Here is a 16,265-nt window from a genome sequence, read left to right on the forward strand (position 1 = left end):
CGGGCTGCTGCGTCGCTGGAGGCCCCGTGACCTCTCCGGCCGGATGGCGCGCTGGGGGCTTGTGATCGTGCTGGTTTACGGGCTAATCGCCCTGCTCACGCCGCTGCTGATCCATCTGGGGGTGCTGGCGGATCCCAATGCCGGTCTTGACAATCCCATCTACGCCACTCCGTCGTTGCAGCACTGGTGCGGCACCGACCGGCTCGGACGCGACGTGTGCGTTCGCACCCTCTCAGGCGCCGGCGTGGCGCTGCAGGTGGTGCTGCTGGCGCTGGTGGTGGCCCTGGTGATCGGCGTACCCCTGGGCATGCTCAGCGGCTACCTGGGCGGCTGGTTCGACCGGGTGCTGGTGCTGCTGATGGACACGCTCTACACCCTGCCGGTGCTGCTCCTCTCGGTTGTGCTGGCCTTCCTGCTGGGCCGGGGCCTGCCCAATGCGGCCGCCGCCCTGTGCGTGGTGTACATCCCCCAGTATTTCCGGGTGGTGCGGAACCAGACGGCTCAAGTGAAGGCCGAGCTCTACATCGATGCCGCCCGCACCCTGGGGGCTGGGCCGCTCTGGATCCTGCGCCGTTACCTGTTCCGCAACGTGATCACCTCGGTGCCGGTGCTGCTCACGCTCAATTCGGCCGATGCGGTGCTGGTGCTGGGTGGCCTGGGTTTCCTCGGCCTCGGCCTGCCGGAAACCATCCCCGAGTGGGGCGGCGACCTCCAGCAGGCCCTCACCGCCCTGCCCACCGGCATCTGGTGGACCGCCCTCTACCCCGGCCTGGCGATGTTCGTGCTGGTGCTGGGGCTCTCGTTTCTGGGGGAAGGGCTGGAGACGTGGGTGAGCGGGGGGGATGGGGGACGCGGAGGGTGATGAGTCCTCACGTCATGTCCGTGAGGTAGGAAGGCGGCGATGGCTTGATCCATGTCAAGACAAGGCACAGGCAATTGTCCCATTCCCGTCTATTGTGATGGTTGCTGTGCTGTTTACTGCGGTTGAAGTCCCAGCCAGACAGCGAATACCCACCGGCCCTGCTGTCCACTTGGCTGTATAGGTGCCTCCGGTAGAAGCATCACAGGGTTGTGGATTGGCAACCCCAACAGCGGCAGGTGGATTGGGTGCACCGCCAATGTCCGAAGCGGCAAATGTCGCACACTCCTTCGCCAGCCCAAGAGCTTCACCAATGGCCGCTCCTGCTTGGGCTGCATTGCGGGCTTGCAGGTATTGCGGGAGTGCCACAGCGGAGAGAATGCCGATAACAGCAACTACGATCATCAGCTCCACCAATGTGAATCCCTTGGTGACGATGTTGGTACTGGCTTGGCGTTGCCTCAGTTGACGGATGATGGCGAGGTTCATGTGGGTGCGCATGGTCAGAGCTTTCAAGTCGACGCTCATCAGCGTTCCCTTCTCGGCGTGCGTGCGTCGTTTGGCTGAAACCCTCACCTCATGAGTCATTGAGGTCCACGGTTTTGATGGCAAACTCTGCTCGTAGCAATCTGTTTGGCCCTTGCCGTTGGCGTGGCCAGGGGCGCGATGACAAGGAAAATAGTGGAAATCTCACCTGAATCTCACCTGAATCTCACCTTTTTCTAATACAAAGCCAATCAGTTACTCATTGTTTTCTAAGCAAAGCAGATTCGCAGTTGACTCTTTTTGTTGTGAGAGGCTCCTCAGCGCTCAGCTCACTCCTGACCTTGGCCGGCGTCAGAATCACAGAAGTCAATGTTGTTCGCTAATGCCCATCTGGGTCACCCTTGGCCTCCTGGCCGCCTCTGTTCTGCTCTGGTTGCTGGGCACCGCCAACGGCGACGACGTGATCGGCCTGCTCGAGCGCCTGATCGCCCTTGGTGCCCTGGCGGTTGTGCTGCTGGTGGCGCGGCCGCTGCCGCTCGAGATTCTCGGCGTTGGCGTGGCCCTCTGGTTGCCCCGGGCCCACAGCGGCCAGGCGGCGCCGCCGCTGCCCAGCCGCAACGACGTGCTGATCCCCTTCCTCTGAGCCGCAGCTGGTTGAGCCGGCCGCTTCAGCAGCGCAGCTTCAGGGTGCGGGGCAGCTCCTCGCTGATCTCACCGTCAGCCGTGAGCGCGGGGTAGGGGCGCCCCTGGCGCCGGCACCAGTCGGCCACCTGGGGGTAGGCCCACTCGAACAGCAGGCCCTCGCGTGCTCCAGCCGGCAGGCCTTCGCCCGCTTCGGGCACCAGGCCCTCCGCCTGTCGCTGCCGCAGCGCCTCGAACAGCAGCACCGCCGCCGCCACTGACACATTCAGCGACTGCACCATGCCGCCGGTGGGGATGAACAGGGCCTGATCCACCATCGCCGCCGCCGCTTCGCTCAGGCCCCACTTCTCCGCCCCCAGCAGGAAGGCCGTGGGGCCTGTGAAGTCGCACTGGCGATAGTCCACGGCGTCAGTGCCCAGCTGGGTGCCGTAGAGCCGGAAGCCCTGCTGCTTCAGCTGGCCCAGCACCTCCTCCACCCGCTCGTGGGGGCGGAGCGGCACCCACTTCTGGCTGCCCTGGGCGGTGCTGTTGAACGTGCGCGGCCGGCCCTTCAGGCTCACCACATGGGCCTCCAGCACCCCCACCGCATCGCAGCTGCGCAGGATCGCCGAAAGGTTGTGGGGTTTGTCCACCGCCTCCAGCACCACCGTGAGATCGGCCATGCGCCGGTCGAGCACGGCGCGGATCCGCTCGAAGCGGCGGGGCAGCAGGGGCATGGGCGCGGTGCGGGCTGCGCTCAGTTCAGCACCGGATCCAGCCCGGGGATGAAGGCGAGGCTGTCGCCGCTGCTGCGCACCGCCACGCCCTCCTCGAAGCGGCGGAAGGTGCCCTGATCGTCCTGGGCCTGGCCGCTGCCGTCTTCGGCGCGGATCGCCACCCGCCCATCGCGGAAGAAGGCGTAGGCGTTGCGGGAGCCATCAGCCCAGGCCAGGTCGTACAGGGTGCCGCCATTGCGGGCGCTCACGCGGTTGATGCGGCACGGGATCTGCTCCTCCTCGCCGCCTGAGGCGCGGAACAGGCACACCGTGTCGTCGCCGCGGGCGATTTCAGGCTGGCGTGGGCGCCTCGCCTGGCGTTGGCCTGGAGGCTCCGCTGCAGGCTGGCCAGCTGTGCTTCCCGTGGGCAGTTGCGCCAGGAAATCGCGCACCACCTTCGACGACACCGCGAAATTCAGCCCCTCGCTGTCGCCGAATTTGAAGGTGGCGATGCCCGCCACACAGTTGCCCGCATCCAGCACCGGTCCGCCGGAATTGCCCGGGTTCACCGCCGCATCGATCTGCAGGATCTGCTCATTGCCGCGCAGGCTGCTCACCACACCACGGCTGAGGCTGAACTCCAGGCCCTTCGGGGCACCGATCACGAACACCTCCTGACCCACCGCCGAGGCCTGATCGCGCATGCGCAGCACCTTGCCGCGCTGGCCCTCCACCGCCAGCAGTGCCAGGTCGCTGGTGGGAGCCTCGCTTGATCCGCGCGCCACCACCCGGGCCCGGTCGCTGCTGCCATCCACCCACTTCAACCGCACCTCGTCGCTGCCGTCGACCACATGGGCGTTGGTGGCCAGGTAAGTCATGCCGTTCTGCTGGGCCACCACGAAGGCGCTACCCATGCCGCTGCCCGTTGACACCACCGCCACCCCGTCCCTGGCCGAGCGGAACACCTCCTCGGCGCTCTGGCGGCCTGTGGCGCAGGAGCGGGGCTCAATGGCCTCCGCCTTGGCGGCGGCTGCGGGCAGCGTCGCGGCCGCTGGCTTGGCCGCCGGCACCTCGGCGTTGGCGCGCACCAGGCCGCAGCCCGAGAGCGTGATGGCCAGGCCGGTGGCCCCTAACTTCAGCGCCCAGGCGCTGCGGCTGATCCTGCTGTTGCTCTGCATCGTGGTGGCCCGTCGGGGGGGCTCGAACGAGTGGTGAACTCCGTTCTATGGCCGTGATCGGTCCGTTTCGATCGGCTTTCCGCCGCCGCTGATGACAGGATCTTCCCGCCGCTCCCTCCGGTCAGCCCTTGTCATGGTTGATGGCACTCCGGGCTTCGATCAGCGGGTGTGGGACGCCGTGACGCTTGTTCCCGCCGGCCGGCTCGCCACCTATGGCCAGATCGCCGAGTGGATCGGTGCCTACGGTTGCGCCCGCCAGGTGGGCTGGGCCCTGCGCCGCCTGCCCCTGCCCTCGGAGGTGCCATGGCACCGGATCGTCAATGCCCGCGGCTGCATCAGCCTCAGCCCCTCCCGCGAAGGCAGCGACTGGATGCAGCGGCAGCTGCTGATCGGCGAGGGCATTCCGGTGGATGAGCAGGGCCGTCTGCCCCTGCGGCGCTATCTCTGGAGACCGCCGCCCCCCGCCGTTTGAGCGCCACCCCAGCCGTCCCAGCCATGCCGGCTCCAGACCCCGCCGCGATCGGCCTCGAGGCCCGGCGCGTGGCCTGGCGGGTGCTGCAGGCCGTGGCGGCCGGCGCCTACACCGACCTCGCCCTCGAGCGGGAGCTGCGCCGCTCTCCCCTGGCGCCCGCCGATCGCGGCCTGGCCACCGAGCTGGCCTGCGGCGCCATCCGCCAGCGGGCCCTGCTCGATGGCTGGATCGATGCTCTCGGCAAGGTGAGCGCCGAGCGCCAGCCGCCGCCGCTGCGCTGGTTGCTGCACCTCGGCCTCTACCAGCTGCTGTTCACGGCCCGGGTGCCGGCCTCGGCGGCGGTGAGCACCACCGTCGAGATCGCCAAGCGCGATTGCCTCGCCCGCCTGGCGCCGGTGGTGAATGGCTTGCTGCGGGCCTGCCTGCGCCGGCGGCAGCCCCTCGCCCCAGGCGCCGCCCCCTGGGAGCCCCTGCCGCTCCCCAGTGATCCTGCCGCTTCCCTGGCCCTGCGCGGCTCCCTGCCCCCCTGGCTGGCCGCCGGGCTGCTGGAGTGGCTGCCGCCTGAGGGGGCTGAGGCCTTTGCCCTGGCGGCCAATCAGCCTCCCGCCCTGGATCTGCGCGTGAACCACCTGCGCGCCAGCCGTGAGGGGGTGATCGAGGCCCTCGCCGCCGCCGGCGTGAGCGCCGAACCCCTGCCGGATCTGCCCTGGGGCCTCAGCCTCGGTGGCCGTAGCGGTGATCTGCGCGCCCTGCCCGGCTACGACGAAGGCCACTGGAGCGTGCAGGACCGCACGGCCCAGATGATCGCCCCCCTGCTCGATCCCCAGCCCGGGGAGCGGCTGCTCGATGCCTGCGCCGCCCCTGGCGGCAAGAGCACCCACCTGGCTGAGCTGATCGGCGATGCCGGCACCGTGGTGGCGGTGGACCGCTCCGAGGGCCGCCTCCGCCGCCTGCGCGACAACGCCCGCCGCCTGGGGCTGAACGCGATCGAGCCGCTCACCGCTGATGCCGCCATCACCGGCGCCATCGGCGGCCCGCCCTTTGATCGCATCCTGCTCGATGCCCCCTGCTCGGGCCTGGGCACCCTGGCCCGCCACCCTGATGCCCGCTGGCGGATCACCCCGGCCAGCATCAGCGACTTAGTGGCCCTGCAGCGCAGCCTGCTGGAGGCGATGCTGCCGCTGCTGGTCCCCGCCGGCCGGCTGGTGTACGCCACCTGCACCGTGCATCCCAGTGAGAACAGCGCCCTGATCGCCAGCTTCCTGGCGCAGCATTCCGGCTGGCGGCTGCTCTCGCAGCAGCAGCACTGGCCGGCTCCCCACGGCGGGGATGGGTTCTATGCGGCGGTGCTGCAAGCTCCCGGCTGAACCTGGCGAGGGCGGCGCGACTTCAGGGAGCGGGTGGCGGCGCTACCGGGGGTGGTGCCACGGGCGGCGGGGCCACAGGGGGCGGGGCCACAGGGGGCGGGGCCACAGGGAAGGAGGGGGTCACCGGCGGAGGGGCCACAGGTGCCGGTTGGGGGGCGGCCGGACGGCGCGGCGCTGGGCGGGCCGGTGTGGGCTCAGGGCCGGGAGCCGAGTCGCGGCCGGCACCGGATCCCCTGGGCGGGAGGCTCGGGGCCGGCGCCTCCGGCAGTTCGGGCAGGGGAGGCAGGTCGCTTCCGGGCTCGCTGGGTGGTGGTGCCTGCGACGGCTTCGGCCGGTCGCGGTCTTCGCCGGGGGTGGGCAGGTTGCTGGGCCGCCCGGGCTGGAAGGTGGATTTGGCTGCTTTGGTGGGCTTGAAGGTGCCGGTGAGCACCGGCTTGGGCGGGAACTGACGCACCGGCAGGTCCTTCACCACCACGGCCATGTAGCGCCCCCAGGCCGCGGCAGCCGAACCGCTGTCGCTGCCGGTCTTGCGGTTGTTGTCGTAGCCCAGCCAGATGCCGGTGGTGAGCTGGGGGATGCCGCCGATGAACCAGAGGTCGCGGGCCCCCTCCGAGGTGCCCGTCTTGCCCGCCACGGGGCGGCCGGGCAGGGAGGCCGCACCGCCGGTGCCGCCGCTCACCACCCGCTGCAGCATCCACACCATGGCGTCGGCGATGGTGCTGTCCACCGCCCGCCGCCCCTTGTCGCCATCCACGCGCCGGCTCCAGAGCAGCTCACCATTCGGTCCGTTGATCTCCTCGAACGGCGTGGCCGCCACAAACACCCCGCGGTTGATCACCGCCGCATAGGCCGTGGTCATGTCCAGCACGGTCTGCTCGTAGGCGCCGAGGGCCATCGGGTAGAAGCGCCCCAGCTCGCGTGTGATCCCCAGGCTCTGGGCCGTGGCGATCACCTTGTCGAAGCCCACCTGCTGGAGCAGGCTCACCGCCACGGTGTTGAGGGAGTTCTGCAGCGCCGTGGCCAGCGACACCCGCCCCAGGTAGCGGTCGCCGAAGTTCTTGGGGCAGTACCCCGCGAAGCAGCGCTTGGCATCCACCACCGTGTCCTCCGGCTTCATGCCGGCCTTCAGGGCAGAGAGATACACAAAAAGTTTGAAGGTGGAGCCCGGTGAACGCAGGGCCTGGGTGGCGCGGTTGAACTGGCTCTTGTTGAAGTCCTTGCCGCCCACCATCGCCCGCACCAGGCCGGTGCCGGGCTCCACGGTCACCAGGGCCCCCTCCATACCGCCGTAGGCGCTGGCGTCGATCACCTTCTGGCCCTCTTCCTGCCAGGCCAGATTCAGGCTGCTGCGGATCGTCAGACCCCCAACCTCCAGCTGCTCCGCGCTCAGCACCTTGGGCAGCTCCTGCGCCACCCAGCCGGTGAAGAAGGGCGCGCGGCTGTTCCAGTACTTCGGCAGGGCGGGCTTCAGCTGCAGCTCTGAGGCCTTGGCGTCAGCCAGCTCCCCGGCATCGATGAAACCGGCCTGGGCCATCCGCTCCAGCACCACGCTGCGGCGCTGCAGAGCCAGCTCCGGGTTCACCAGCGGTGAATACACCGAGGGGGCTGGCGGCAGCCCCGCGATCAGGGCTGCCTCGGGCAGGGTCAGCTGGTCTGGGGTCTTGGAGAAGTAGATCCAGGCGGCATCGGCCACGCCGTAGGCACTGGAGCCCAGATACACGTAGTTGAGGTACTGCTCGAGAATCTGCTGCTTGCTCAGCTGCCTCTCCAGCTTTCCGGCCAGGGCCGCTTCCTTCAGCTTGCGGATCAGCGTGCGGTCCTGGCTGAGGAACACCGTGCGCGCCAGCTGCTGGGTGATCGTGCTTGCCCCCTCCTCCACCGAGCCCCGGCTGAGGTTGCGCACCATCGCCCGGGCGATGCCGGTGGGGTCAACACCTCCGTGCTGGTAGAAGCGGCGGTCTTCGGCGGCGATGAAGGCCTCCTTCACCAGCTCCGGCATCTGGCCGCTGGCCACCTTGTCGCGTGTGGCCGGGCCCAGCTTCTGCAGCACCTCCCCGTCGGCCGAGAGGATCGTCACCGTGCCCGGACGGTTGAAGGTGCTGATCCGGCGAGCATCGGGGAGCAGGCTGTCCACAGCCTTCACCAGGGTGTTCACCCCCAGCGCGGTGGCGCCTCCAGCCGCTGCGGCGAAGGCCACGACCAGCAGCAAGCGCAGCCGGCGTTTGCTCACAGCTCCCTCACATCACCAAGGTCAGGCTGCTGTGACCGATCGCCAGCGCCGTGACCAGCATCCCCAGCACCAGGAATGGCTGGGCGCTCGCCTGATACTTCACATCAAAGGCCACCGGATCGCGCAGCAGCCAGATGTCCTGAAAGGTGATCTGGGGAATGATCAGCAGCACCAGCAGCACCGCCGCGAAGTTCTGGCCGATGGCGATCAGCACCGCCACCATCGCTAGCTGAAACAGATCGATCATGCCGGCGCTGATCCAGCTGGCCCGCCTGATGCCGAACACCACCGGCAGGCTTTGCAGCCCAAGGGCCCGGTCGCCCTCCACACTCTTGAAATCGTTCACCACCGCGATGCCCAGGCCCGCCAGGCTGTAGGCCAGGGTGAGCAGGGCCGTGGTCCAGGTGAGCTGGCCGAACAGGGCCTGGCCGGCCCACCAGGGCAGGGCGATGTAGCTGGCGCCGAGGGCGTAGTTGCCCAGCCAGCCGTTCTGCTTGAGCTTCAGCGGCGGCGCCGAATAGATGAAGCTCACGAAGGAGCCGCCCAGGGCCAGCAGCAACACCACCGGCGTGCTGTGGCCGGCCCAGAGGTCGAGCCCCCAGGCCACGGCCAGCCCCGCGATCAGAAGCACCCAGATCTGCAGCTTCACCTGGGGCAGGGAGATGGCGCCCGAGGGGATCGGCCGGTAAGGCTCGTTGATCGCGTCGATCTCGCGGTCGTAGTAGTCGTTGATGGTCTGGGTGTAGCCGGCCAGTAACGGGCCGCTCATCACCATGCAAGCCAGTGACGCGCCCAGCTCGGGAAGGGTCCAGTGGAAGTTGCCCGAAGCCGCCGCCCCGCAGATCACACCCCAGATCAGGGGGATCCAGGTGACAGGCTTCATCAGCTGCAGTCGCAGCTTCCAGATGGAACTGGTGCCGCTGGCACCTTTCATGCCAAGCAGCTGCCTGGCGCCGCCGCCGCTGGGGGTGGGTTCAGGAGCGTCGCTCAATTCAGACCGCGGCGATTTCGTCGTCGAAGAACCAGCCTGTGCTGCCGTTGGCCAGCTCCACCACCACGCCGATGCCGCTGCCGTCGGTCATCTTGAAATCGCGGACGGTGCCGGTGGCGTCGCTCTGCAGCGTTTCGACCAGCTCGGCGGGGATCTGGTCACGCACCCGCGTGATCCGAACCTTTGAACCGATCTTCACGGCGCTCGAGGGATCTGAGGTGGCAGCCTGGGACATGACCGGCGCGACTGGATCGGGTGGCGCAACCTTAACAGCGAGATCATGGTGGCCCGGCGCATCATTCCCTGCCTCGACGTGGCCGATGGCCGGGTGGTCAAGGGCGTCAATTTCGTCGGGCTGCGCGATGCCGGTGATCCCGTCGAGCTCGCCTGCCGCTACGACGCCGCCGGCGCCGATGAGCTGGTCTTCCTCGACATCGCCGCCAGCCATCAGGGCCGCCGCACCCTGGTGGATCTGGTGCGCCGCACCGCCGAGGCCGTCACCATCCCCTTCACCGTGGGCGGCGGCATCAGCGCGGTGGAGGGCATCACCGAGCTCCTGCGGGCCGGTGCCGACAAGGTGAGCCTCAACTCCTCGGCCGTGGCGCGGCCGGAGCTGATCGGTGAGGGCGCCCGCCGCTTCGGCTGCCAGTGCATCGTGGTCGCGATCGATGCTCGCCGCCGCGCCGATGGCTCCGGCTGGGATGTGTATGTGAAAGGGGGGCGCCAGAACACCGGTCTTGATGCGGTGGCCTGGGCGCGGCGGGTGGTGGCCCTCGGCTCCGGTGAGATCCTGCTCACCTCGATGGATGGCGACGGCACCCAGGCCGGCTACGACCTGGAGCTCACCCGCGCCGTGGCCGAGGCGGTGGAGGTGCCGGTGATCGCCTCCGGCGGTGCAGGCAGCATTGATCACATCGCCGCCGCCCTGGTCGAGGGCAAGGCTTCAGCGGCGTTGCTGGCCTCCCTGCTCCACGACGGCGTGCTCACGGTGCAGGAGATCAAGGCGGATCTGCTGGCGCGGGGTCTGGAGTTGCGGCCGCTGGAGGCGGAGTCGCTGGCCCTGGCCGCTGTGGCCCAGGGCCTCGCGGCCAGCCGCAAACTGTCGTTACATTGATTTAGAAGCCTTCACGTAGGCTCCCCCTTCGCATTGAACCGCCTTGCCGGCCCTGCAGCCGCCTCTCTCCACCGCCATCGGCCTGTTGATGGTGGTTGTCGTGGTGGCCATGGTGGCCTGGGCGCTGCAGCTGATGCAATCGGCCAACGACCGTCGCGAATTCTCGCTGATGCTTGCCGGTTGCATGGTCTGCTCTGCTGCCGTGGGGCTCGCCACCGTGATGGTCCTCACCCTCACCGGCCCGAACCGACTCGCCTTCCGTGCCATCGGCTTTCCCCAGCCCATCGAGGAGCCCGGGATCAGCCTCGATTCGGTCAACCTGCCCTGGGATGGCTCCCTGGATTGCCTGGTCGATCCCAGCCGTTGCCCCGACCTGCGATCGTCCTGAGCGTCCCCCGCTCTCATCCCGTCGTTGAATCCCGGTGATCCCCAGGCGGTGCGTGAGCTCTTCGAGGCCATCGCCCCCCGCTACGACCAGCTCAACGACTGGCTCTCCTTTGGTCTGCACCGCCTCTGGAAGCGCCAAGCGGCCCTCTGGTTGCGCCCCAGGCCTGGCCAGCGCCTGATCGATCTCTGCTGCGGCACCGGTGATCTGGCCCTGGTGCTGGCCGGCAAGGTGCGACCTGGCGGGCAGGTGCTTGGCTTCGATGCCGCCAGTGCTCCCCTGCAGGTGGCCGCCGCCCGCGCCGCCCGTCAGCCCTGGCTGCCGCTGCAGTGGCGCCAGGGGGATGCCCTGGCCACCGGGCTTCCCCCCCAGTCGTTCGATGGGGCGGTGATGGCCTACGGGCTGCGCAACCTGGCCGATCCGGCCGAGGGGCTCAGGGAGCTGCGCCGGCTGTTGCGCCCCGGCGGGCGGGCGGCGGTGCTGGATTTCAACCGCCCCGATCCCTCCACCCCCGCCGGAGCGGCGGCGGCGGCCTTCCAGCGCCTTTACCTGCGCCGGCTGGTGGTGCCCACCGCCCGCCTGTTCGATCTGCCTGATCAGTACGCCTACCTCGAAGCCAGCCTGCAGCGCTTCCCCAGCGGCGCCGAGCAGGAGCAGCTGGCCCGCCGGGCGGGCTTCAGCTCAGCGCGCCACCGCCCCCTCGCTGCCGGCCAGATGGGCCTGCTCCAGCTGGTGGCCTGAGGCCTGCCGGTCGCCGCCAGCCGGTCCAGCCGCACGGGAGAATGCCCGCCGACGGTGGCGACTCCTCCTACCCCATGCATTTCCAGGACATCATCGCCACCTTGAACAGCTTCTGGGCCGACCAGGGCTGCCTGCTGCTGCAGCCCTACGACACCGAGAAGGGCGCCGGCACGATGAGTCCCCACACGGTGCTGCGGGCGATCGGCCCCGAGCCCTGGGCCGTGGCCTACCCCGAACCCTGTCGCCGCCCCACCGACGGCCGTTACGGCGACAATCCCAACCGCGCCCAACACTATTTCCAGTACCAGGTGCTGATCAAGCCCTCGCCGGACGGTATCCAGGAGACCTACCTGGCCTCGCTCGAAGCCCTCGGCATCCGCCAGCGCGACCACGACATCCGCTTCGTGGAGGACAACTGGGAGTCGCCCACCCTTGGTGCCTGGGGCGTGGGCTGGGAGGTGTGGCTCGATGGCATGGAGGTCACCCAGTTCACCTACTTCCAGCAGTGCGGCGGCCTCGACTGCCGGCCTGTGTCGATCGAGATCACCTACGGCCTCGAGCGCCTGGCCATGTATCTCCAGGATGTGGAGAGCATCTGGGACCTGAGCTGGAACGGCCAGCGCAGCTACGGCGATCTCTGGCTGGCCTCGGAGAAGGGTCAGTGCACCTACAACTTCGAAGCCTCCAACCCCGAACGCCTGCAGCAGTTGTTCGCCCTCTATGAGGCGGAGGCCACCGATCTGGTGGCGGCGGGCCTGCCCGCTCCGGCCCTCGATTACGTGCTCAAGTGCAGCCACACCTTCAACCTGCTCGAGGCCCGCGGCGTGATCTCGGTGACCGAGCGCACCGCCACCATCGGCCGCATCCGCCACCTGGCGCGCCAGGTGGCCGAGGCCTGGCTGCAGGAGCGCCGCGACCTGGGCTTTCCCCTGCTGGCGGCGCCCCTCAGGTGAAACGCAGCCTGCTGGCGGTGGTGCTGATCGCCGGCAGCTTCCAGGCGGGCCGGCTGACGGAGCGGGCGATCTGGCCCTGCCGGTTGCGGCCGCTGGCGGCCCTGGTGGCTCCGCTGCTGGGTCAGGAGTTGCCCAGTCCCCAGCTCTGTGAACTGATGCTCAGCCTGCCCGGCTGACGACCAGGGGCGCCTGAGCGGGGAACCCTTGCGGGGCTGGCGTTGGTCCCATGCCCTTTCTGGTGGTGTCGTTGGCCCTGGCGGGGCTGGCTCTGGGCACCGTGCCCCTGGCCGCGGCCCCCCGGCTGGCCCTGCTGCTCCTGCTGGGCGCTGCCGGCCATTGGCGGGCGCGGCGGCTGGGGGCACGGCCGCTGCCGGCGCTGGCCCTGCTGGTGATCGCCCCGTCGCTGTTGCTCTGGGCGCTCTGGCGTCAGCCCCAGCCTGGCCCGCAGGATCCGGTGCAACGGCTGCAGGGCCAGGGCGGCCGTGAGCTGGTGCTGCGCGGCGAGCTCAGCAGCGATCCCCGCCAGCGCGGCGATTCGGGTGGCTGCTCGGTGCCCCTGCGCACCGCCGGTGGCCGCACCGAACTGCTGCTCGAGCCCTGCCCGCCCCTGCGCCAGGGCTGGCTGGTGGAGGCCCATGGAACCCTGCGGCGGCCGGCCTCAGGGCCCCATCCGCTGCTGAGCGGTCCGGCGGAGCGCCTGGCCCGCCGCGGCATCTGGAGCCAGCTGCGCCTGGGGGCCAGCACGGATCTGAAGGTGCTGGCGCGGCCAGCCAGCCCGATCGCCGACCTGCGCCGCCGCATGGCCGCCACCTTGATCAAGCAGGGCGGCGAGCGCCGGGGCGGAATTCTGGCGGCCCTCGTGCTCGGCAGCGCCGTGGTGCCTCTGCCGGCGGATGTGGGCGCCAGCTTCCGCGCCGCCGGCCTCTCCCACGCCCTGGCCGCCTCCGGTTTCCACCTCTCGGTGCTGCTCGGCGCCGTGATGGCCCTCGGGCGGCGGCTGCCGAGGCTCCCCCGCTGCGCCCTGGCCCTGGGGGCGATGCTGCTGTTCCTGCTGCTGGCGGGCCCCCAGCCCTCGGTGGTGCGAGCGGTGCTGATGGGTGGGGTGGCCTTTGCGGTGCTGGAGAGCGGCGGCCGCAGCCGGCCGCTGGGGGTGCTGCTGCTGAGCGTGCTGCTGATGCTGCTGGTGCAGCCCTGGTGGATGCAGGACGTGGGCTTCCAGCTCTCGGTGGCAGCCACGGCCGGGCTGATCCTCACCGCCCGCCCCCTGGAGACGGCCCTGGCGGGGCGCCTGCCGGCCTGGGCGGCGGCGGGGCTGGCGGTTCCCGTGGCCGCCTCGCTCTGGACCCTGCCGCTGCAGTTGCACCACTTCGGCATCGTGCCGTTGTACGCCGTGCCGGCCAACCTGCTGGTGGCGCCCCTGCTGAGCCCGCTCACCCTCGGCGCCATGGCGATGGCCCTCTCGGCGGTGCTGCTGCCGCCCCTGGTGCCACTGCTGGCCTGGCCGCTGCTGCCCCTGAGCGGCCTGCTGCTGGCGATCACCCGCGCCATCGCGGCCCTGCCGATGGCCCAGTGGCAGCTGGGTCGTCCCCTGCCGGTGCTGGTGCTGCTGTTCGGTCTCTCCCTGCTGCCCTGGTTGTTGCCGGGCGCGGGGGCCTGGCCGAGGCGGCTGGGCGCGGCCGGGCTGGCGCTCGTGCTGGTGTTGCACCTGGCCCTGCTCGGCGGCGATGCGCTGCTGCTGGTGCATCGCTGGAGCGGCGATCTGCTGGTGGCCCGCCACCGGGGCCGTGGCGCCCTGGTCAGTGGCCAGGCCGATGGCCTCAGCTGCTCTGATGCCCGCAAGCTCGCGGGCGGCCTGGGCCTGGAGCGCTACGACTGGATCACCCTGCTCGACCCGGTCGCCCCAGACGATCCGGCCTGCTGGAGCGCCCAGACCTCCCTGCTGGTCTCCAGCAGCGACGGCCAGAGCAGCCTGCAGCCAGGACAACGGCTGGAGAGCCCCGGCCTCAGCCTCGCTCCCCTCAGCGGCGACAGCCAGGCCCTGGCCCTCGGCATCGGCCGCCATCGCTGGTGGCTGCTGCCCGACCCCCAGTCGCTCGAGGCCTGGAGCCATCAAGGTCCAGCCGGCGGCGAACCGGTGGCTGGGGTGTGGCTGGGCTTCCGCCCCAGCCGGCGCCAACAGCAGCAGCTGAGCGCCGCTGCCCCCCGGCGGGTGTGGCTCAGCGGCGCAGCCCCCGGGTTGCCCCAGGGCTGGAGCGCCAGCGGGGCGAATGGCTCGCTGCAGGGAGCCGCCGGCTGATGGCCCCGTGCAGATGAATCCGTAGAGTGAGTCCTGGCTGATCCACCGGTGTCTGCGGGCACGGGAGGTTGGTCCTGGAGAGGTGGCTGAGTGGTCGAAAGCGAACGACTCGAAATCGTTTGAAGGGAAACCTTCCGTGGGTTCGAATCCCACCCTCTCCGTTTTCACAGGATCCGAAGGGATCCGCGGAAATCCTGAAACCGTTGCGGGGCAGTCGAACTGCCCTTTGGGGTCGTCCGGGCAGATCCGCCGAGAGTCCGCTACAGCCGCTGCGGATGACGGTATTTTTGACGGTATAGCCAGCCGGGTCCGGGCCTATACCGTCACCCTGCTTGCTGAACCGCCGACATCCCTCCCGCGCCAGCGTTCCGGCGCTGTCCGCCATGCTCAGTGACAAGGCGATCCAGGCCCTGCGGCCCGACCCGGACCGCCCGGGCACCAAGCACCACGACCGTGACGGCCTCTATCTCTGGGTGGCGCGCTCCGGCTCCAAGACCTGGCGAAAGGACTACCGCTGGCAGGGAGCACGCCGCACCTTCACCATCGGCGCCTACCCGGCCATGCGGCTTGCCGATGCCCGCAAGCAGGCCCTGGAGCTGAACACCTGGATCAAAACCGGCATCGACCCACGCACCCAGGCCCCGGGCCAGCAGCGCAAGCAGGTGGAGAACAGTCGCCGACCGTTCACCCAGATCGCCCAGGCTTGGTTTGAGCACCACAGCGCCAGCTGGAGCCCCCGCTACTGCAGGGATATGCGGGAGAAACTTGATCACTTCGTGATCCCGGCACTGGGTCAACTGGATATCGAGGTGATCACCCGCAGCGACATTGAAACCCGGCTGCTCGCACCCATCCTCGCCAGGGGTGCCCATGAACAGGCCCGACGCTGCAACGACGTCACCCGTCGCGTGATTGAGCACGCCGTTGACCTCGAACTTCGGCAGGACAATCCAGCCGTCAAAGCCCGCAAGGTCATCGCCGCCACCCGCGTCACCCACTACCACCGCATCAGCTGGGTGGAGCTTCCCGAGCTGCTGGAAGTGATCGATCGCTTTGAGCGGCAGCGGCTGGCTGAGCGCAGCAGCCTCATCGCCCTGCGCCTGATGATGCTCACCCTGGTGCGACCCAGTGAACTCAGGGAAGCCCGTTGGAGTGAAGTTGATATCGAGGGTCGTCAGTGGATCATTCCCTCTGAACGCATGAAGACCCGCGTTCGTCACATCGTGCCGCTCTCATCGCAGGCGCGGCTGTTGTTTGACCTGCAGCGGCCGATCACTGGCCACACCGATCTGGTCTTTCACACCCCCAACCACCGAGGCAATGGAGAACTGCGGGTGATGAGCAATGGCTGCCTCTCGATGCTGCTGCGGCGCATGGGCTTCCAGGGGCGGCAGACACCCCATGGTTTCAGGGGGTTTGGGCAGACGAACTGCATCGAGCAGCTCAAGATCCCCAGGGTGGTCACCGAAAAGCAGCTGGCCCATGCCGATGGCAACAGCGTCAGCCGCGCCTACGACTGGGCCGAATACCTCGAGGAGCGCTCCGACATGCTGCAGCGCTGGGCTGATCTGCTCGATCAGGTGGCCGTCGCTGCGGGTCTGGCGCCGGTCTCAGAGCTGAGCGCAGAGATGGCTGGTCAACCATCAGCGCTGCAGGCCGCCTGACGCTTCGAGGTGATCCAGGCCTCCAGCTCCTGCTGGGACCAGGCCACCGCCCGCGGGCCAATCACGATCTGCCTGGGGAACTCGCCTGTGGCGATCAGGCTGTAGATGGTGGTGCGTGAAAGGCCGACCCGGTGGATCACCTCCGGGAGCCGCAGCAGTCGGTCGGTTGCGGATGTCATGGCTGATGGTCTG

18 protein-coding genes and 1 tRNA gene are annotated in these 16,265 nt (G+C 69.3%); 12 read left to right on the plus strand and 7 right to left on the minus strand.

What is annotated here, in order from left to right; all coding sequences use genetic code 11:
• Positions 1-43 precede the first annotated feature (43 nt).
• A complete protein-coding gene (locus tag WH5701_RS01290; protein WP_037979979.1) occupies positions 44-862 on the plus strand; it encodes an ABC transporter permease in 819 nt (272 codons plus the stop codon).
• Positions 863-916: 54 nt separating this feature from the next.
• Here the strand turns inward: WH5701_RS01290 and WH5701_RS18665 are convergent, their stop codons facing one another.
• A complete protein-coding gene (locus WH5701_RS18665; RefSeq protein WP_300974495.1) occupies positions 917-1,387 on the minus strand; it encodes a prepilin-type N-terminal cleavage/methylation domain-containing protein in 471 nt (156 codons plus the stop codon).
• A 340-nt stretch (positions 1,388-1,727) separates the two neighbouring features.
• Here WH5701_RS18665 and WH5701_RS01300 point away from each other — a divergent pair, with 340 nt between their 5' ends.
• On the plus strand, positions 1,728-1,988 hold the full coding sequence (locus WH5701_RS01300; protein ID WP_006170080.1) for a hypothetical protein: 261 nt from the start codon (positions 1,728-1,730) through the stop codon (positions 1,986-1,988).
• 25 nt (positions 1,989-2,013) lie between these two features.
• On the opposite strand, the gene trmH is transcribed toward WH5701_RS01300, so the two are convergent.
• Both trmH and WH5701_RS01310 read right to left on the minus strand, forming a co-directional pair.
• Positions 2,014-2,703 carry a tRNA (guanosine(18)-2'-O)-methyltransferase TrmH gene (gene trmH / locus WH5701_RS01305; RefSeq protein ID WP_006170081.1) on the minus strand — a complete coding sequence of 230 codons (690 nt, stop codon included), beginning with the start codon at positions 2,701-2,703 and terminating at the stop codon, positions 2,014-2,016.
• 20 nt (positions 2,704-2,723) lie between these two features.
• Positions 2,724-3,860, minus strand: a complete 1,137-nt coding sequence (locus WH5701_RS01310; protein ID WP_006170082.1) for a S1C family serine protease — start codon at positions 3,858-3,860, stop codon at positions 2,724-2,726.
• Between the two features lie 133 nt (positions 3,861-3,993).
• On the opposite strand from WH5701_RS01310, the gene WH5701_RS01315 reads away from it, so the two are divergent.
• Both WH5701_RS01315 and WH5701_RS01320 read left to right on the plus strand, forming a co-directional pair.
• Positions 3,994-4,332, plus strand: a complete 339-nt coding sequence (locus tag WH5701_RS01315) for an MGMT family protein (protein WP_006170084.1) — start codon at positions 3,994-3,996, stop codon at positions 4,330-4,332.
• 23 nt (positions 4,333-4,355) lie between these two features.
• The gene (locus WH5701_RS01320; protein WP_006170085.1) at positions 4,356-5,699 is read left to right on the plus strand and encodes a 16S rRNA (cytosine(967)-C(5))-methyltransferase; all 1,344 of its coding nucleotides are present in this window, start codon (positions 4,356-4,358) and stop codon (positions 5,697-5,699) included.
• 22 nt (positions 5,700-5,721) lie between these two features.
• Here the strand turns inward: WH5701_RS01320 and WH5701_RS01325 are convergent, their stop codons facing one another.
• From WH5701_RS01325 to WH5701_RS01335, 3 genes are read right to left on the minus strand one after another with little or no spacing between them, the layout of a single operon-like run.
• Positions 5,722-7,929 carry a transglycosylase domain-containing protein gene (locus WH5701_RS01325; RefSeq protein WP_006170086.1) on the minus strand — a complete coding sequence of 736 codons (2,208 nt, stop codon included), beginning with the start codon at positions 7,927-7,929 and terminating at the stop codon, positions 5,722-5,724.
• Positions 7,930-7,936: 7 nt separating this feature from the next.
• Positions 7,937-8,920 (minus strand): chlorophyll synthase ChlG, encoded by a 984-nt coding sequence (chlG, locus tag WH5701_RS01330; protein WP_006170087.1) that lies wholly within the window; start codon positions 8,918-8,920, stop codon positions 7,937-7,939.
• A 1-nt stretch (position 8,921) separates the two neighbouring features.
• Entirely contained in the window at positions 8,922-9,155 is a 234-nt protein-coding gene (locus WH5701_RS01335) for a DUF2862 domain-containing protein (RefSeq protein WP_006170088.1), read from the minus strand.
• Positions 9,156-9,200: 45 nt separating this feature from the next.
• Between WH5701_RS01335 and hisF the strand changes: the two genes are divergently transcribed.
• From hisF to WH5701_RS01375, 8 genes are all read left to right on the plus strand, one after another.
• Positions 9,201-10,034, plus strand: coding sequence for an imidazole glycerol phosphate synthase subunit HisF (hisF, locus tag WH5701_RS01340; RefSeq protein WP_006170089.1), 834 nt, complete (start codon positions 9,201-9,203; stop codon positions 10,032-10,034).
• Positions 10,035-10,077: 43 nt separating this feature from the next.
• Positions 10,078-10,422, plus strand: coding sequence for a hypothetical protein (locus WH5701_RS01345; protein ID WP_006170090.1), 345 nt, complete (start codon positions 10,078-10,080; stop codon positions 10,420-10,422).
• A gap of 24 nt (positions 10,423-10,446) precedes the next feature.
• Positions 10,447-11,160: a bifunctional demethylmenaquinone methyltransferase/2-methoxy-6-polyprenyl-1,4-benzoquinol methylase UbiE gene (ubiE, locus tag WH5701_RS01350; RefSeq protein ID WP_006170091.1), complete on the plus strand. Its 714-nt coding sequence runs from the start codon at positions 10,447-10,449 to the stop codon at positions 11,158-11,160.
• Positions 11,161-11,234: 74 nt separating this feature from the next.
• Entirely contained in the window at positions 11,235-12,113 is an 879-nt protein-coding gene (glyQ, locus tag WH5701_RS01355) for a glycine--tRNA ligase subunit alpha (protein WP_037979364.1), read from the plus strand.
• Positions 12,110-12,289 carry a hypothetical protein gene (locus tag WH5701_RS01360; RefSeq protein WP_006170093.1) on the plus strand — a complete coding sequence of 60 codons (180 nt, stop codon included), beginning with the start codon at positions 12,110-12,112 and terminating at the stop codon, positions 12,287-12,289. The genes glyQ and WH5701_RS01360 overlap by 4 nt, the downstream gene beginning before the upstream one ends.
• Before the next feature lie 50 nt (positions 12,290-12,339).
• On the plus strand, positions 12,340-14,409 hold the full coding sequence (locus WH5701_RS01365) for a ComEC/Rec2 family competence protein (RefSeq protein WP_006170094.1): 2,070 nt from the start codon (positions 12,340-12,342) through the stop codon (positions 14,407-14,409).
• Between the two features lie 76 nt (positions 14,410-14,485).
• Positions 14,486-14,570 (plus strand) — tRNA-Ser (locus tag WH5701_RS01370).
• Positions 14,571-14,741: 171 nt separating this feature from the next.
• The gene (locus WH5701_RS01375; RefSeq protein ID WP_232201755.1) at positions 14,742-16,073 is read left to right on the plus strand and encodes an integrase arm-type DNA-binding domain-containing protein; all 1,332 of its coding nucleotides are present in this window, start codon (positions 14,742-14,744) and stop codon (positions 16,071-16,073) included.
• Here the strand turns inward: WH5701_RS01375 and WH5701_RS01380 are convergent.
• On the minus strand, positions 16,046-16,252 hold the full coding sequence (locus tag WH5701_RS01380; protein WP_006170096.1) for an AlpA family transcriptional regulator: 207 nt from the start codon (positions 16,250-16,252) through the stop codon (positions 16,046-16,048). The two genes, WH5701_RS01375 and WH5701_RS01380, sit on opposite strands and share 28 nt — an antisense overlap.
• Between the last annotated feature and the right edge of the window lie 13 nt (positions 16,253-16,265).

Origin of the sequence: Synechococcus sp. WH 5701, from assembly GCF_000153045.1 — a bacterium.
Lineage (GTDB): Bacteria > Cyanobacteriota > Cyanobacteriia > PCC-6307 > Cyanobiaceae > Regnicoccus_A > Regnicoccus_A antarcticus.

Bases quoted from the DNA above. Each gene is read 5' to 3' on its own strand.
- WH5701_RS18665 (WP_300974495.1), bottom strand. From the start codon at position 1,387: ATGAGCGTCGACTTGAAAGCTCTGACCATGCGCACCCACATGAACCTC.
- WH5701_RS01335 (WP_006170088.1), bottom strand. From the start codon at position 9,155: ATGTCCCAGGCTGCCACCTCAGATCCCTCGAGCGCCGTGAAGATCGGT.
- trmH (WP_006170081.1), bottom strand. From the start codon at position 2,703: ATGCCCCTGCTGCCCCGCCGCTTCGAGCGGATCCGCGCCGTGCTCGAC.
- WH5701_RS01300 (WP_006170080.1), top strand. From the start codon at position 1,728: ATGCCCATCTGGGTCACCCTTGGCCTCCTGGCCGCCTCTGTTCTGCTC.
- WH5701_RS01315 (WP_006170084.1), top strand. From the start codon at position 3,994: ATGGTTGATGGCACTCCGGGCTTCGATCAGCGGGTGTGGGACGCCGTG.
- WH5701_RS01310 (WP_006170082.1), bottom strand. From the start codon at position 3,860: ATGCAGAGCAACAGCAGGATCAGCCGCAGCGCCTGGGCGCTGAAGTTA.
- WH5701_RS01320 (WP_006170085.1), top strand. From the start codon at position 4,356: ATGCCGGCTCCAGACCCCGCCGCGATCGGCCTCGAGGCCCGGCGCGTG.
- WH5701_RS01380 (WP_006170096.1), bottom strand. From the start codon at position 16,252: ATGACATCCGCAACCGACCGACTGCTGCGGCTCCCGGAGGTGATCCAC.
- hisF (WP_006170089.1), top strand. From the start codon at position 9,201: ATGGTGGCCCGGCGCATCATTCCCTGCCTCGACGTGGCCGATGGCCGG.
- glyQ (WP_037979364.1), top strand. From the start codon at position 11,235: ATGCATTTCCAGGACATCATCGCCACCTTGAACAGCTTCTGGGCCGAC.
- WH5701_RS01365 (WP_006170094.1), top strand. From the start codon at position 12,340: ATGCCCTTTCTGGTGGTGTCGTTGGCCCTGGCGGGGCTGGCTCTGGGC.
- WH5701_RS01290 (WP_037979979.1), top strand. From the start codon at position 44: ATGGCGCGCTGGGGGCTTGTGATCGTGCTGGTTTACGGGCTAATCGCC.